Origin of the sequence: Cohnella ginsengisoli (assembly GCF_029525555.1) — a bacterium.
In the GTDB taxonomy this organism is placed as follows: domain Bacteria; phylum Bacillota; class Bacilli; order Paenibacillales; family Paenibacillaceae; genus Cohnella; species Cohnella ginsengisoli.
The window spans coordinates 1649979-1664417 of record NZ_JAPDHZ010000002.1; the positions used below are offsets into that span (position 1 = coordinate 1649979).

At 59.3% G+C, this 14439-nt stretch carries 13 protein-coding genes and 2 pseudogenes; 5 read left to right on the forward strand and 10 right to left on the reverse strand.

Translation table 11 applies throughout. The features are described 5' to 3' along the window. Nucleotides 1–258 precede the first annotated feature (258 nt). The 4 genes and pseudogenes from OMP38_RS07945 to kapB form a co-directional block, all read right to left on the reverse strand. Nucleotides 259–1206, reverse strand: a pseudogene (locus OMP38_RS07945) (YhgE/Pip domain-containing protein); the annotation flags it as partial. Between the two features lie 83 nt (nt 1207–1289). Then, nucleotides 1290–1412 (reverse strand): hypothetical protein, encoded by a 123-nt coding sequence (locus OMP38_RS34550; protein ID WP_338130433.1) that lies wholly within the window; start codon nt 1410–1412, stop codon nt 1290–1292. A 13-nt stretch (nt 1413–1425) separates the two neighbouring features. Next, nucleotides 1426–1887 carry a TetR/AcrR family transcriptional regulator gene (locus OMP38_RS07950; RefSeq protein ID WP_338130434.1) on the reverse strand — a complete coding sequence of 154 codons (462 nt, stop codon included), beginning with the start codon at nt 1885–1887 and terminating at the stop codon, nt 1426–1428. A gap of 87 nt (nt 1888–1974) precedes the next feature. Further along, a complete protein-coding gene (gene kapB / locus OMP38_RS07955) occupies nt 1975–2388 on the reverse strand; it encodes a sporulation phosphorelay system protein KapB (RefSeq protein ID WP_277564596.1) in 414 nt (137 codons plus the stop codon). Nucleotides 2389–2566: 178 nt separating this feature from the next. Between kapB and OMP38_RS07960 the strand changes: the two genes are divergently transcribed. Further along, nucleotides 2567–3706, forward strand: coding sequence for an MGDG synthase family glycosyltransferase (locus OMP38_RS07960; protein ID WP_277564597.1), 1140 nt, complete (start codon nt 2567–2569; stop codon nt 3704–3706). A 66-nt stretch (nt 3707–3772) separates the two neighbouring features. On the opposite strand, the gene OMP38_RS07965 is transcribed toward OMP38_RS07960, so the two are convergent. After that, complete coding sequence (locus OMP38_RS07965) at nt 3773–5161, reverse strand: C40 family peptidase (protein WP_277564598.1); 1389 nt, start codon at nt 5159–5161, stop codon at nt 3773–3775. Between the two features lie 398 nt (nt 5162–5559). Between OMP38_RS07965 and OMP38_RS07970 the strand changes: the two genes are divergently transcribed. The 4 genes from OMP38_RS07970 (at nt 5560) to OMP38_RS07985 (ending at nt 7977) form a co-directional block, all read left to right on the forward strand. Next, nucleotides 5560–5790, forward strand: a complete 231-nt coding sequence (locus OMP38_RS07970) for a hypothetical protein (RefSeq protein ID WP_277564599.1) — start codon at nt 5560–5562, stop codon at nt 5788–5790. 63 nt (nt 5791–5853) lie between these two features. Next, nucleotides 5854–6693 (forward strand): aKG-HExxH-type peptide beta-hydroxylase, encoded by an 840-nt coding sequence (locus OMP38_RS07975; RefSeq protein ID WP_277564600.1) that lies wholly within the window; start codon nt 5854–5856, stop codon nt 6691–6693. A gap of 53 nt (nt 6694–6746) precedes the next feature. Next, nucleotides 6747–7499 carry an MFS transporter gene (locus OMP38_RS07980; RefSeq protein WP_277564601.1) on the forward strand — a complete coding sequence of 251 codons (753 nt, stop codon included), beginning with the start codon at nt 6747–6749 and terminating at the stop codon, nt 7497–7499. Further along, nucleotides 7438–7977, forward strand: coding sequence for an MFS transporter (locus tag OMP38_RS07985; RefSeq protein WP_277564602.1), 540 nt, complete (start codon nt 7438–7440; stop codon nt 7975–7977). The genes OMP38_RS07980 and OMP38_RS07985 overlap by 62 nt, the downstream gene beginning before the upstream one ends. A 1-nt stretch (nt 7978) precedes the next feature. On the opposite strand, the gene OMP38_RS07990 is transcribed toward OMP38_RS07985, so the two are convergent. The 5 genes and pseudogenes from OMP38_RS07990 to OMP38_RS08010 form a co-directional block, all read right to left on the reverse strand. After that, nucleotides 7979–8890 carry a glycoside hydrolase family 43 protein gene (locus tag OMP38_RS07990; protein ID WP_277564603.1) on the reverse strand — a complete coding sequence of 304 codons (912 nt, stop codon included), beginning with the start codon at nt 8888–8890 and terminating at the stop codon, nt 7979–7981. Between the two features lie 12 nt (nt 8891–8902). After that, nucleotides 8903–10558: an MGH1-like glycoside hydrolase domain-containing protein gene (locus OMP38_RS07995; protein WP_277564604.1), complete on the reverse strand. Its 1656-nt coding sequence runs from the start codon at nt 10556–10558 to the stop codon at nt 8903–8905. A 193-nt stretch (nt 10559–10751) separates the two neighbouring features. Further along, nucleotides 10752–12074 (reverse strand): ABC transporter substrate-binding protein, encoded by a 1323-nt coding sequence (locus tag OMP38_RS08000; RefSeq protein ID WP_277564605.1) that lies wholly within the window; start codon nt 12072–12074, stop codon nt 10752–10754. A 176-nt stretch (nt 12075–12250) separates the two neighbouring features. Beyond that, nucleotides 12251–13095, reverse strand: a pseudogene (locus tag OMP38_RS08005) (carbohydrate ABC transporter permease). Between the two features lie 6 nt (nt 13096–13101). Next, nucleotides 13102–14016 (reverse strand): carbohydrate ABC transporter permease, encoded by a 915-nt coding sequence (locus tag OMP38_RS08010; protein ID WP_277564606.1) that lies wholly within the window; start codon nt 14014–14016, stop codon nt 13102–13104. Nucleotides 14017–14439 lie beyond the last annotated feature (423 nt).

A 14439-nucleotide genomic window follows, 5' to 3' on the forward strand; every position in this document is an offset into this window, starting at 1 on the left:
GACTCGGCCTCGCCGAGCTTCGCGCCGAATTGCCCTAACCCCTGGCTGAGCGACGCCGTGCCCGCATGCAGCTGCTTCGCGCCTTCGGCCAGTTTTCGCTGCCCTGCGGACAGCTGCTCGGCGCCCTTCGCTGCGGACGCCGCCCCCCTTCTGCGCCTGCGTCGCGCCGTCCGCCACGCGCTGCGAGGCGGCGACAAGCTGCTGCAGCGCCTCATCGTCGGGATGCGCCGCTGCGTACTGCTTCAGTCCCTCGGCGAGCTGGCCCGCGCCGTCGGCGACTTGGGCCGCGCCCTTCTCGACCTGCACTGCGCCCGCAGCCAGCTTGGCGGAGCTGTCGGCAAGCTCGCCGGCGCCCACCGACAGCTTGCCGGCGGCCGAGTCCGCCTGCGAAGCGCCCGTCGCCAGCTTGCCCTGCGCCGCGGCCAGCTGCTTGAGGCCGCCGTCCAGCTCCGCGGAGCCGCTCGCCAGCGTCCCCGCGCCGCTCTTCAGGCTCGCCGCGCCGCCGGCCAGCTTGCCGACCCCTTGCTGCAGCTTGATCGTGCCGTCAGCCAGCTTCGCCAGATTATCGCGTAGCGTCTTCGCGCCGCCCGCCGCGTCTTTGGCGCCGTCCGCAAGCTTCTGCGCGCCTTCGGCGGCATCGCCGAATCCGCTCGCCGCTTCGCCTACCGATTCGAGCGTCGCTTTGGCATAAGCCTTCGTCACCTCGCGGCCGACGTCGGTTTTCAGCTTTTCCGCCGCGGATTCGCCGATCCGGCTCGTCAGGTAGTTCCAGCCATCGTCGACGTAATATTGAACGTTCGCCTGCTGCGGGGCGTCGTCCTGCAGCGTCGCGGTTTTCGCGGAGAAGTCCTCGGGCAAGACGAACGCCAGCGAGTATCGATGATCGGCGAGTCCGTCCATCGCGTCCTTTTCGTCCGTGAACACCCATTTGAACGCCCCGTTTTTCTTCAGCTCCTCGACCAAATCTCCGCCAACCGCCAGCTTTTCTCCATTAAGCGAAGCGCCCTTGTCTTCGTTGACGACCGCGACCGGCATGGCGTCCAGCTTGCCGTACGGGTCCCAGAACGCGCCGATCAGCATGCCGCTGTACATAAGCGGAATCAGCGCAAGGCCCAAAATCGAGATCATGGCCATCTTGCTGCCCGTCAACCTTTTGAATTCGCCGGCAATGACGCCTCCGGCCTTTTTCGCTTTTTTCACGTTCATCTCTCCCGCATCTCTTAATCAGAAAAACATACAATATGACCATTTTCCTCATTCGGTCATTTTTATCCAAAAAAAAGAAGCGATCAATCGACCGCCAATCCCTCCAGGCAGTAAAAACGAAAGTTCGCAAGCACCTGATCGGCGTCCAACGGCTCGTGCAGATGGTCGCCCTCCGCGGTCAACGCAAGATAGATCTTCAGCACCATGTAAGCCGTCAGCCTAGGATCGGACCGCCGAACCTCCCCCTTTGGCGATCGCGCCCTCCACATGACCGGCGATATAGTCGATGATCGAACGCTCGACGGTCGCCAGGCCGCCGTTCGCCATCGGCGTGCCGAATTCCTTGACCTCCTGGGAGAGCTTGACGACCAGTCCGTGCCGGTCGCGATAAGCCAATACCTGCTGGAGAATGCGAAGCAAATTGTCCGCGAAAGGCAGCGCGGGATCGAGCGTCCGCTCGGCGACCGACTTGAGCTCGGCGATCAGGTCCTTCACGATCTGCTCGAACAGTTCCTCTTTGTTGGCGAAAAAGGTGTAAATCGTCCCCTTTCCCACGCCGGCCGCCTTCGCGACTTGGTCCATGGTGGTCGCTTTATAGCCGAAGGCGGCAAAGGAGCGCGATGCCGCTTCGAGCACCTGTTTGCGCCGGTCGGTCGGTTTGCGCTCGGTCGTCGTATCCACGGCGCCCCCCTCCTCCAATTGAATTGACCAATTTAACAATACGGTCAGTTCGTTCTAGCAGAAGAATAACACATTCGCCGCCGCGATTCAATCCCTCTTCCTAGCGCGATCTTGGCTCACGATTCGGAATGCAGGCCATAATCCTTCCCTGAGCGTATCCAGGCACTGCAGGCATTGCTCCGACCAGCGCCGCATCCGGTCGATCCTGCGAATCTCGGTCTCCCAAGCGGCCGCGAGAGATTCCCGGTAAGCCGGCACCTCTCCGGCATAAGGAACGGCGTCCCGCAGCATGACCCAAACTTTCTCCCGCTCCGCCGAAGCTCTCCGCTCGTGGAATAGCGCCGCGTCCGGATCGTAGGCGCTGTGCAGGTCCCCTTGCTGCGGATGCCGGAGCACCGCCATGATTTCCACCAGCGCCCGCCGCTCGTCCGCGCTCGCAACCTTTCCAATATATTGTCCCGTCTTGTGCTCCGCCTTCACGATTTGTCCGACCTCCAGCATCTGTCCAGCCTCCCGTATCGTATTGCCACCATTGTACAGGACCCCGTCCCGGATTGCATGCGTCGCTGGCGGAATCTGTCTGTAACGCTTAAATCTTGCAAACGTTATCCGACGGACTTGTACGAGAGCTTCCATTTCGCGTAATATGGTAGTAGGTAAAGTGGGGGGATCTCTTCCGATGCGCAAAAAACGAATTCTACTGCTCTCCGAAGGCTTCGGCACCGGACATACGCAGGCGGCTTACGCCCTAGCGGTGGGCCTTAGGCAATTGTCGCCCCGCGTGCAGACGAGGGTCATCGAGCTGGGGACGTTCTTGAACCCCGTCATCGGACCGCTCATCCTGTCCGCCTACCGCAAGACCGTCAGCAAGCAGCCCAAGCTGGTCGGCAAGCTGTATCGCGGCCACTATCACAAATCGCTGAACAGACTGACCCGCTTCGCATTGCACCGCCTGTTTTACAATCATGTATCGGACGTCGTACGGCAGTTGAAGCCCGATATGATCGTATGCACGCATCCTTTTCCAAACGCGGTCGTCAGCCGGCTCAAGCGCCTGGGGCTCGACGTGCCGCTCTATACATTGATCACGGACTACGACGCGCACGCCACCTGGACCAATCCCGAGGTGACCGCCTACCTCGTCAGCTCTCCGACCGTACGCAGCCGGCTCATCACGCAGGGCGTATCGCCTTCGCAGGTGGTGGTCACCGGCATCCCGGTGCATCCGAACTTCTGGCATCCGCACGACCGGGCGGAGATTTTGTCCCAGTTCAAGCTCTCGGACATGCCCACGGTGCTCGTGATGGGCGGCGGCTGGGGACTGATGGCGGAGGAGCAGATGGTCGAATACATGACCGCGTACGCGGACAAGGTGCAGCTCATCATCTGCATGGGCAGCAACGACAAAGCCAGGGAGAAGCTGATGGCGGAGCCGCGGTTCCAGCATCCGAACATCAAGGTGCTCGGCTTCACGAAGGAAGTATCCAAGCTGATGGACGTGTCCGACCTGCTCGTCACGAAGCCCGGCGGCATGACCTGCACCGAGGGGATGTCGAAGGGCATCCCGATGCTTTTCTACGAGCCGATCCCGGGCCAGGAGGAAGAAAACCTCGAGTACTTCGTGACCCACGGCTTCGGCGAGCCGCTCACGTCCACGGATACGATCGACCGCTGGTTCCGACTGATTCAGGAGCCCTACGCTTCCGATCAGCACAGAGGCAACCTGCTCGCGCTTCGCAATGCGGAGTACAACCCGGCCAAGTGCTCGGAGGCGGTCCTGTCCCTGCTGCTGGAGGATGTCGCGCCCGCGGCCGAATAACGATTCGAAAATGCAAAAAAAACGGCCTGACGTCCGCTCGACGTTAGGCCGTTTTTGTATTGGAGGCTAAAGCGCGCTGCCGCCGAACAGGAAGCGGTATTCCCAGTGCTTGCCTTCGATGCTGTCGATGCGTACGCCGCCCGATGCGACGGAGTACGTCTGCAGCACCTGTCCATTCCCGAGATAAATGCCCGTATGGGTGACCGTCTCGCCGAACGGCTGCTTGTCCTCGTAGAGCGAAGCCTTTGAGCCTTTGTAGCTCATGAAAAACATGATGTCCCCGCGCTTCAGCTGGCGCCAGTCGGTCGTGACGCCCTTGCCGTTGTCCTTCACGTAAGCCGCCTGCTTGCGCGAGTCCGCCGGCAGAACGAGACCGAGCGCATCTTTGAACGCTTGCCGGACGAAGTCCGAGCAATCGAACGTGTCGGTGTTGCCCCGGTCGGAGCCGTACTCGTAAGGCGTGCCAAGGTACCTCAGCCCGGCTGCGATCACCGCTTCGACCTTCGCCGAATCGGAAGGAGGCGGCGTTGGTGTTGGCGTTGGCGTTGGCGTTGGCGTTGGTGTTGGCGTTGGTGTTGGCGTTGGCGTTGGCGTTGGCGTCGGCGCTGGCGTTGGTGTCGGCGTCGGCATCGGCGTCGGCGTCGCGCCGTTCAGGCTAATATACGCGTCGGAGGCGCTTACGTACCCGGACACGCCCGCCGCATCCTGAACCGCGTACCAGTAGCCGTTAGGCTGGCCGGTCACGACGACGATCTCGCCGGCTTTCAGGAAGCGGATCTTGTCCCCCGAAGTTGACGGCTGGGTTCGAAAGTTGACCGCCGCCAGGATCGTTGCCGTTTGCGCCGGCGCTTTCGTCGGCGCAGGCGTCGGCGTTGGCGTCGGCGTTGGCGTCGGCGTTGGCGTCGGCGTTGGCGTCGGCGTTGGCGTCGGAACCGGGGTTGGCGCCGGTGCGGCGCCGTTCAAGCTTATGTATTCGTCGGAAGAGCTGACGTAACCGGCAATGCCTCCCGCATCCCGGACCGCGAACCAGTAGCCGTTCGGCTCTCCGGTTACGATCACTGTTTCTCCTGCCCTCAGCATGCGAATCTTGTCTCCCGACGTGGAAGGCTGCGTTCGAAAAGTCACGGCCGACTTAATGGTCGCCGTTCGTGCCGGAGCGGCAGGCGCGCTTAAGGTTTTAACGTACTTCTCGTTCGACGATACGTACCCCGTCTTACCGCTGGCATCCCGCACCTGCAGCCAATAATCGTTAACCGCCTGCAGCAGCGTCACCGACTCCCCGGCCTTCAGGTACCTTACCAGATCGCCGTTCGTGCTTGGCGACTCCCGCAGGCTGACCGTCGCTACGACCTCTACCGCGCCCGCTTGAACCGAAGCCGCCGAAGCCATCTCCGGCACGAACGCCGTCAGCATCGTCGCGAGCATCAACCTTGCCGCCCAACCCTTGTTGCTCATGCCAACGCCTCCCATGTTGAATCTTGGGGAAATATGTCGTTTTTCCCTCCAATTCATTATAAGAGGCGCTGAAATTTACTCCCATCATGCGGAATACTCAGGACATGCCGTACCCGTAGGCAAACAGTTCCATGGATGCATAGGAAAAAAGAAGGAAGGCCTTTGCGGCACAAGCACACGGTCGCTTTATATTCAATTATTTACCAGTTTAATTCAGAATGTAATTGGGTATCGGAAGACTCTTTAGCCCTCTTTTCGAGATGGCTTCGCAATGCCCTCGCGCAACACAATCTGTCTCACAGTCCAATATAACCATAAATATTACATTACTGTAATTACAAGTAATTTTAAGTATACTTTTAATCGCTAGGCCATTCTAAATTTTAGGAGGAGTTCAGATGATTGAAACGGCAACGAAAAAACTGGAGGGCAACATTGCCAATTACGCGCGGAACCATTTCCGGGATCAGTTGGAGCCATCCATGCATTCGCCGTCCCTGCTCAAAATGAAAATTCATGAAACAGATGCGCAAATGTCGTCTCCCGTACTGCTCAAGATGAAGATTCACGAACAGGCAGCATGCTCCCTGTCGATCAAGGACTTCAGGTCGAGCCTGATCTCCGAGTAAGCAAAGCAGCACATGCCCGCAAGCGCATGTGCTGTTCTATCCAATTCCAAGGAGGGACCCCACATGTCCGGTACGAACGCCAAAAGCAACTTCAGCTTTTTGAACGGAGACCATATTTTATCCAACATCGATCGATTCATCGAGATCTCGCAGGGCAGCCCGTCCGGGGAAGCCTCTTCTACCCGAAAAGAGCGCTTGTTCGCTTCTTTGAATGCGCTGCAGCACTCGAATATTCCGTTTCGCAATGAAGCGATTTTGATCGATTTTAATAACCATGACTTGCTTGAGCACTTAATCCGAGATGGGATGCTGGACAGGGAGGACACCGTTTCGAACGCGCATGTTTTTGAAGAAGAGGACCGGCGGATCATCGGCGACAATATCGCCAAAGCGCTGAGCTTGCTTCAAATGCTGCAGCCCGAGCTCCACCATGTCATGAATGAATTGATCGGAACCATCGTCTGCTTTAGAAAACCGGGGTACGGCGGAGGGTCTGTGTCAAGCTTGATCGGCGCGATCTGGTTCAACCCGCTTGCCAAATGGAGTGTCATCGATTATGCGGAAGCGCTGTATCACGAATTTATTCACAACAGTCTGTTCCTTGACGACATGGTCGACTCTGTTTTTCCGGATACCGCCATCATCGCCACTGAAGAAGCCCTTGTCACTTCAACCATTCTGAAAATAAAAAGACCGCTCGACCGTTCCTTCCATTCCGCTGCCGTCGCGATCGGTCTCATGCATTTTTACCATCTCTTGAGCGACTACGACAAAATCTCCAGCTTCAAAGAACCGCTCGCGCTGACCATCTCCGAGATGAACGGCAAGCTGAAGTACTTGGGCGAACAAGGCCGGATTATTTTAAACGAAATGAACCAATTCCTTAAAAAAGCTGGACTTTGACAGTATCTCCGATTCCTTGAAGCTCGACAGGTACCGCACCGCCAGTCTCTAAAATGAAAGGGGCTCCGTTTCGCATTTTATGGCTGAGCCAATCGCTCGCTAATCTTGGCGATTCCTTTTATATCGTTGCTGTCGTCACGCTTATTTACGACCGGACCGGCTCTGCTGCGGCAGCAGGCGCCTTTCCGCTGGCACGGGTGATCGGACAAGGCCTGAGCGGCATTTTGGCTCCCTTGCTGCTGGACCGATGGCGACTCGCCCCGCTGCTCTGGGTATTCGAGATCGGACAGACCGCCTGTATGCTGCTGCTGTGCGCAGCCGTATGGGGGGATGCCGGCTCATGGCGGAATCGCGTTTATATTAGGAACTGTTTTTTCGTATCCATTCAGCATGGATGGGCCATCTCCGTTCGCAACGCCCTCGTCCCTCAGTTGGTCGAGCCTGCGCGCATGCTTAACGCCAACAGTTTGCTGGCCGCTTCGGACCAAGCGATTTTAATGACCGGGTGGACGACGGGCGGCATACTGGTGGCGCGCTACGGGAGCGCGCACGTACTTCTCGGCGTAGCCGCGCTCCTCTTCATTTCAACGCTTGCATTGTCCATGTTGAGGAGGTTCGGCCTGAAGCAAGCCCCGCTAGCGGAGGTCAAGATGGAATACTGGCAAAGTCTCAAAGAAGGGTGGACGGCTATTTTTCGTCATCCGTTCGTTAGACAAATCACCCTGATGGAGGTCGTCGCCGGTCTTGGGGGGGAGCGTATGGGCAGGTTCGATCATTTTAATATTCGTCAAGGAGGTGCTTGCTGAAAACGAAAGCTGGTGGGGCTACATCAACGCAGGATCGTTAGGCGGCGCGATTGCGGGCGGTCTCGCCGTATACGCGATTGCCGACAGAATTAAAAACAGCTTTCAGACCAGTATGATCGTCTCTGCGCTCCTGATCGGCCTGCTGCTGCTGCTGTTCGCATACAGCAGCAACGGCTGGCTGTGCCTGCTGTATGCGTTCTTAGCGGGCCCCGCTTATCAATTGCGAGGCATTATCCAAAAAACGGCTTACCAGACCTGTATCCCGCCAGCTTTGCTTCCCAAGAGCTTTTCCGCTTTCGGGACGCTGGCTTATATGACCTATGGAATATCGGTCGTTCTGCTGAGCGGGCTGGCGGACATCCTCGGGATTAAGGCCGTATTTGCCGTGACTGCCGTTCTGTACGGACTGTCCGCCGCGATCCCACTCATCAAGTCAAAGCGCCAGTCGGCTTCAGGCACCATAAATTTGGATGGATGAACTAATCCGACAGCGGCCCTGCAATGGCCATTCGACCGTCCCGCTCGGCGATCTCAAGGAACAGCGGCCGCTCTTCGGGCGTCCGGTTGGGCGCATGGATCGCCAGCGCCCGGCGGCCGTCGAACAGGCGGAATACCATCCCGTGCCCGCCGTCGTCGCGGTAGAGCGCCTCCGGCTGATGCGTCCACGGGCCCAGGATGCCGCCGCTCTCCGACTTGGCCACGCCGAGCGCGTACGTGTTGTCGATAAAGCTGGCCCAGAGCATGTACAGTTCGCCGTCATCCACGCGGAACAAATACGGCCCGTCGGTCACGTAGTTGACCGTGTCCGGGAAACGCGGCGACACGAACGGCGTCGTCCAAGGCGCTTCCGAAGCGCGGAACAGCGTAGCCGGTTCTCCTTCAGCGCGGGACAGATCGGGCGCGAGCCGAACCGCGCACACTTCCCCGTCCCCGATCTGTTGCCACTCATGGCAGAATACCATCCAAGGATCCCCTGCGTCATCTATGATCAGGCTGCCGTCTAGCGAACTCCAGGCTTCCGGCGTGACAGGACCTTCGCTTAGCGGCTCGAACGGTCCCAATGGGCGATCCGAGGCGAGTACCGCCGTGCCGAGCCGATTGTTATCCTTGCGCCTGAACGTCGCGAACATATAGTAGCGTCCTGCGTATGCGTAAACCTCCGGCGCCCAGAAGTTCGCGTCCGCGAAAAAATCCGCCGGCGGGCGAAATACCGGATGCGGCCCCTCCCAATTAGACAGATCGTCGCTGACGTACGCGTCAAAGCCGGTTCCCGGCCCCCAGATATTTTTGTCGGTGCTGCCGAACAAATAGTACTTGCCCTCTTCCTCCAGGGGCAGCACGAACGGATCGCGGATCTGAATGTCTTTGCATTTCAAAGCGAATCTCAGCACGACCGCACCTCCTTATTCGTAAGTCGGATAGACGAGCCCGATATCAAGCACGCGCTCGAAGCTTCCGTCCGCATAGGCGAGCCGTTCGTTGCCCTTGACGCTGAAGGGCACGGTGCGCCCGTCCCACGCCAGCTCGCCCGTGACGGCGCGCGCGCTCATGCCGAGCAGCCCGGTCAGCCGGCCCGCGCGGTCCGTGATCGCGCGGACGCCGGGAGGGAACGTCATCCACGGACGTTCGTCGCGGTATACATGCGAAGCCTCGCGGGTATTGACCAGCTCGTAGACGATGCCGTCGACGGTCCGGCCGTAGGCCGTCTCGCCCGTCGGCTCCTCCCCATGATCCCTGGCGTCGGGCAGCAGGCCCGTGAACCAGAGCTCGCCTTCCGGCGTCGGCAGAATGCCGCATAGCCGCTCCACGTAGTCGAGCAGGCACAGGATCGAAGGCGAGTAGGCTTCGGTGAAGCCAGCCTCCCCGGTCCAGGGGCTCACCGTCTGCGCGAAGCGAGGCGCGCGGGCGAACGAAGCCAGAATCGGCTGCATCGCCCAGGTCAGCTCGACATGGCGGCCGTGATGCTCGAACGCGTGCGGCGCGCGGATCAGGCTCAGGTAGTTGGACGGGCCGGCCCAGCTGTTGTAGTTGGAAAAAGGATCGAACCGCGGGTCGTCCATCGCGATCGAGGTGAACGGGTATTTGGCGAAAAATTTCCTCGTGTTCAGCAGATATCGCTCGAGCATCTCGTCGAAGAAAGCCCGGTCGCCGACTTCGCATGCCATGACGCGAAGCAGGATGTCGGACTGTATCCGCACCAGTCGTCCATGCCGGTCGCGATCGTAAAAGAAATGGTCCTTTTCGTCGAAGCACGCCCTGAACAAGTTCCGCAAGCTCGCGCCCGCCTTCTCCCGCCACTCATCGCCCGACTCGCCCAGCTCCTCCGCGATCCGCGCCAAATACAGGCGTTGGCAATAGACATTGGCCGTCAAGTCCGGCGCGAGAAACGGCAGCACCGGCGAATCCGGATCCCAGCGGGCGGCGTCCCCCTGGTAAGGCGCATCCGGCGCATGCCAAAAACGCGGCGACAGGTCGTGCCCCGTATCGAAGGCGCTGAACGCCTCTACGCAGCCGGTGCCGCGCGTGTCGCGGTTCGCCGCGAGCCAGCCGTCGTAACGCGCCATCGCGTCGTACATTTCCCGCAAAAACGCCTTGTCCCCTCCCCGGCTTCCGCCATGGAGCGCATAATGATTCCATACGCTGCGCGCGAGCGGCGTGACGAGCTGGATCTGCCTGAAGGCCGGGCCATTTTCCGTCAGCTTGTACGGGAACAAGCCATCCCCGCGCTGATGCTTCGCGAACGACCGGTACGTCGCCTCCGACACTTCCGGCAGGAAGCGCGAGAGCAGCTCGGCATTGATCGTCCCCGTGCTCTCCAGCCAGCAGCCGAAGTAGATGCCGCCCTCCTGCAGGATCGGGTCGCCGCCTCCCGTCGGCTTGATGCATTCCATCAGCTGGCGCATCGCACGGTAATAGACGCCTTCGAGCCGGCCTTCCGACGCCGCGAACCTGACGCCCGAGCGCCGCAGCGCCTCGGGAATAAGGCGCTCCTGCCCGTCTCCGTCCGTCTGACGCAGCCCCCTTAACTTGTCGAGCAATCGCTCCGCTTGTTTGACCATGCCGCCATCGCCCCGCCTTCATCAAATTTGAATCCCCCGCGACCGCGGAGCCGGCAATGAAGGCCGACCCCGCAATGACGGGGGATTATTCGCGCATCATAGCCCGCGTTCTCGCGAACCCGCTCAGCGACCGCGATCCCGGAACGAATCGGGTTCCCGTTTCGCAGCCGAGGCGCCGGGCGCGTTTTCGAGGTCAAGAATTGTTGTTGCTGTTGAAAATCTTGACCGTGCCGCTATAGAATTCGGAGACCGCCTTCTCCACGCTTTCCTTGCCGAAGCCGATCTTCTGCACCGTGTTGTCCGACAGCTTGATGAACTCCGCGTTGCCCGGCGGGTTGTAGCTGATCGCGAACGGCTCCTTCTTGTTCGCCTCGGAGACGCGGCTCGTGAAGTCGTACACGATCTTGTCGGCCGCGGTCGCGTCCGCTTCCAGCGCTTTGCGGCTCGACGCCGTCACCGGCACGCCGCGGTTGCTGCCGAGAATTTTCGCCGCCTCGGGATCGTTGATCCAGAAGTTCATGAACTTGGCGACTTCGGCCGGGTGCTCCGTCTTGCCGTAACCGGAGATGCCCTGGCTCGATTCGAAGACGACGCCCGTCCCCTTCGGACCGCGAGGTACCTGCACCATCGTCAGCTCGTCTTTGGTCGCGCTCTGGAACGAGGCCAGCATGTTGGACGGGAGCAGCGTCATCGCCGCCTTGCCGGTGATGATGAGCGATTTGCTGGCGTCCGTCGGCGGATTGGACACTTGCAGGTCCGGCGTCACGACGCCTCCGGCCTTGGACGTCTTGTCCCAATATTGGAACCAAGGCAGCAGATCCGCTTCCTCGAAGCCCAGCTTGTTGTTCGCCATGTCGTACAGCTGCTTGCCGTTTTGCTTCAGGTAGATGTCCAGGCTGTCGGTCGTGAAGTTGTAGGTGCCGTAGTAACCTTTGCCCAGCTTGTCGGAGATTTCCTTACTGATGCGGGCGAAGTCATCCCAGTTCCAGCCGTCCTGCGGCACTTCGACGCCGGCCTTCTCGAACATCGTCTTGTTGATGACGATGCCGCGGGCGTTCGCGCCGGCCGAGATGTGCACCAGCTTGCCGCCGATCGTGCCGTACTCGATCATCGTCGTGTCCATGTCGGACAGATTCAGTTCCTTGTCCTTGTACGATCCCAGATCGAGCAGAACGCCTTTGTTGGCGTAATCGACCACGTTGCCCCCCAGGAAGAAAATGTCCGGCGCGGTGCCGGAAGCGAGCTGGGTGTTCAGCTTGTCGAAATAGCCGTCCGAAGGCCCGAATTCGCCGGTGATCGTGATGCCCGGATTTTTTTGCTCGAACAGCTCGATCGCCTTGTTCGTCAGGTCGGCGCGCTTCTGGTCGCCCCACCACATCATGCGCAGCTCGACCTGCTTCTGGTCTCCGCCGGCGCCGCCCGCATTGCCCGAGCCTGCCGGCGAGCCGGAGCCTGCCGCGTTATTTCCTGCACCTGCGCCGCCCGAGTTGCCGCAAGCGCTGAGCGTGACCGCCATGGCGGTTATCGCGATTGGTAGCCATCTTTTTTTTCATCGTGAGCTCTCCCCCTAATCGTTTTGAAATGAGAAGCGGTTACAATGCTCATCCTACTTGGATTCGCCGGCCGCTTGAATGTCATTCCTTCGGCTGTTCGCTATCAATTTTTTCAGGCGGCCCGGATCGCGAGTCGCGTTCACTTCAGGCCCGTCGTCGCGATGCCGTCCAGGAAATAACGCTGGAAGATCAGGAAGATCAGCGTGATCGGCACGAGCGACAGCACGGAGATCGCCATGAGCGCGCCCCAATCCGACGTGCCCGACGGGTCGAACAAAGCCCGGATGCCGAGCTGAACCGTAAACAGCTTGATATCGCTCAAATAGATCATTTGGCTGAAAAAGTCGTCCCACGTCCATATGAAGGTGAAGATCGCGGTCGTGATGAGCGCGGGCGCCAGCAGCGGCATGATGATGCGGAAGTACAGCTTTTGCTGGCTGCAGCCGTCGATCGTCGCGCTCTCGTCGAGCTCCTTCGGGATGCCGCGGATGAATTGGACCATGAGCAGAATAAAAAAACGAATCGTGCGCCAGCCACTTCGGCAGAAACAGCGGCAGGTACGTGTTGATCCAGTGCAGCTCGCTGAAAATGATGTACTGCGGCACGAGCGTGACATGGTACGGCAGCATGATCGTCACGAGCATCATGGCGAACCAGATCTTTTTTGAACCGGAACTCGAGCCGCGCGAACGCATAAGCCGCGAACGAACAGGTAATGATGTTGCCGAGTACGGCCAGCACGGAGACCAGCGCCGAGTTGCCGAAGAAGCGGGCGAACGTGATGCCCTGGAAGCCTTCCCACCCGTTGCGGTAATTATCGAGCGTCCACGTGGACGGCCAGAGGCCCGTATTCGTGAAAATATCCTGATTCGGCTTGAACGAGCTCGCGAGCAGCCACAGCACCGGGTACAGCATCGCGAGACCGATCACAATGATGAGCAAATGCCGCAATCCGCTGCCGGAGTAGCGTCTAAGCGTAAGCATGCCCGATTACCTCCCTTCCTTGCCGTCGCCGTAGAACACCCAGAACCGGGACGTGGCGAAGATGATGCCCGTGAAGGCGGCGATGATGACGAGCATGATCCAGGCCAGCGCGCTGGCATAACCCATATCGAAGTAAGAGAAGCCCTTCAGGTACAAGTACAGCGTGTAGAACATCGACGCGTCGAGCGGTCCCCCGTGCCCGTCGCCGATGACGTAGGCGGGCGTGAACGCCTGGAAAGAATTGATGATGCTCATGATCAGGTTGAAGAAAATGACGGGCGTCAGCATCGGCAGCGAGATCTTGAAAAACTGGCGGACCTTGCCCGCGCCGTCCACCTGGGAGGCTTCGTACAGGTCGGCGGGAATCTGCTTGAGCCCCGCCAGAAAGATGACCATCGCGGAGCCGAACTGCCAGATCGAAAGCGTCACGATCGGGTAGATCAGGTAGTCGGGGTGGGCGATCCAGGCGGGCCCGTCGATGCCGAACCAGCCGAGAAAGCCGTTGATCAGGCCCTCGGTGTCGAAAATCTGGCGCCAGACGATCGAGATAGCGACGCTGCCGCCGAGCAAGGACGGGATATAGTAGACGGTGCGGTAAATGCCGAGCGCCTTGATCCCCTTGTTCAGCGCCATGGCTACGAGCAGCGCGAAGATGAGCCGCAGCGGGACCGACAGGACGACGTATTTGAACGTCAACATTAGCGATCCCGTGAAGGTCGAGTCGTCGGTAAAAATGGTTTTGAAATTGGCGAAGCCGATCCACTCGGGCGCGCTGAGCAGGTTGTACTTCGTCAGCGACAAATACAGCGAGCCGAGCATCGGCCCGAGCGTCAGGCAGAAAAGGCCGATCAGCCAGGGCAGCAAAAACAAATAGGCCGTACGGTTGTGGGGATAAACTCGCTGCCGGCGCGCAGTCCGCATAGCGCGACGCCTCCTTTGCGATGATGATATCCTCATCATAAGCATCGGAGGCGGAGGGCTGAATTCTATTTCTTCGGCAATTCGCTATCAATTTTTCCGGATGCGGACGCCCGCTGTCGGGGCCGTGACGCCATGCCTAATAACAGGTATACAAAATGGACCTCATTTGGTTACGTCTTTTTCTATCGCCAAATTACTCCAAATGTTGTAGAATTATAGCGCATATATAGGAGCAAATACCCCATCCGATGGGGACTTTTTTACGGTGATGTCGTTGAGAATAAGTCTTAGGCACTCCTCCGGAGTTACCAAGCAAGCAAAGCTAGGATTCTCTTGGACCTTCTTTTTCTTCGGACTTTGGGTCCCGCTGTTCCGCGGTGACTTCCGCAACTTTTTCCGCATTTGGGGCCTCAGCATCGTGAC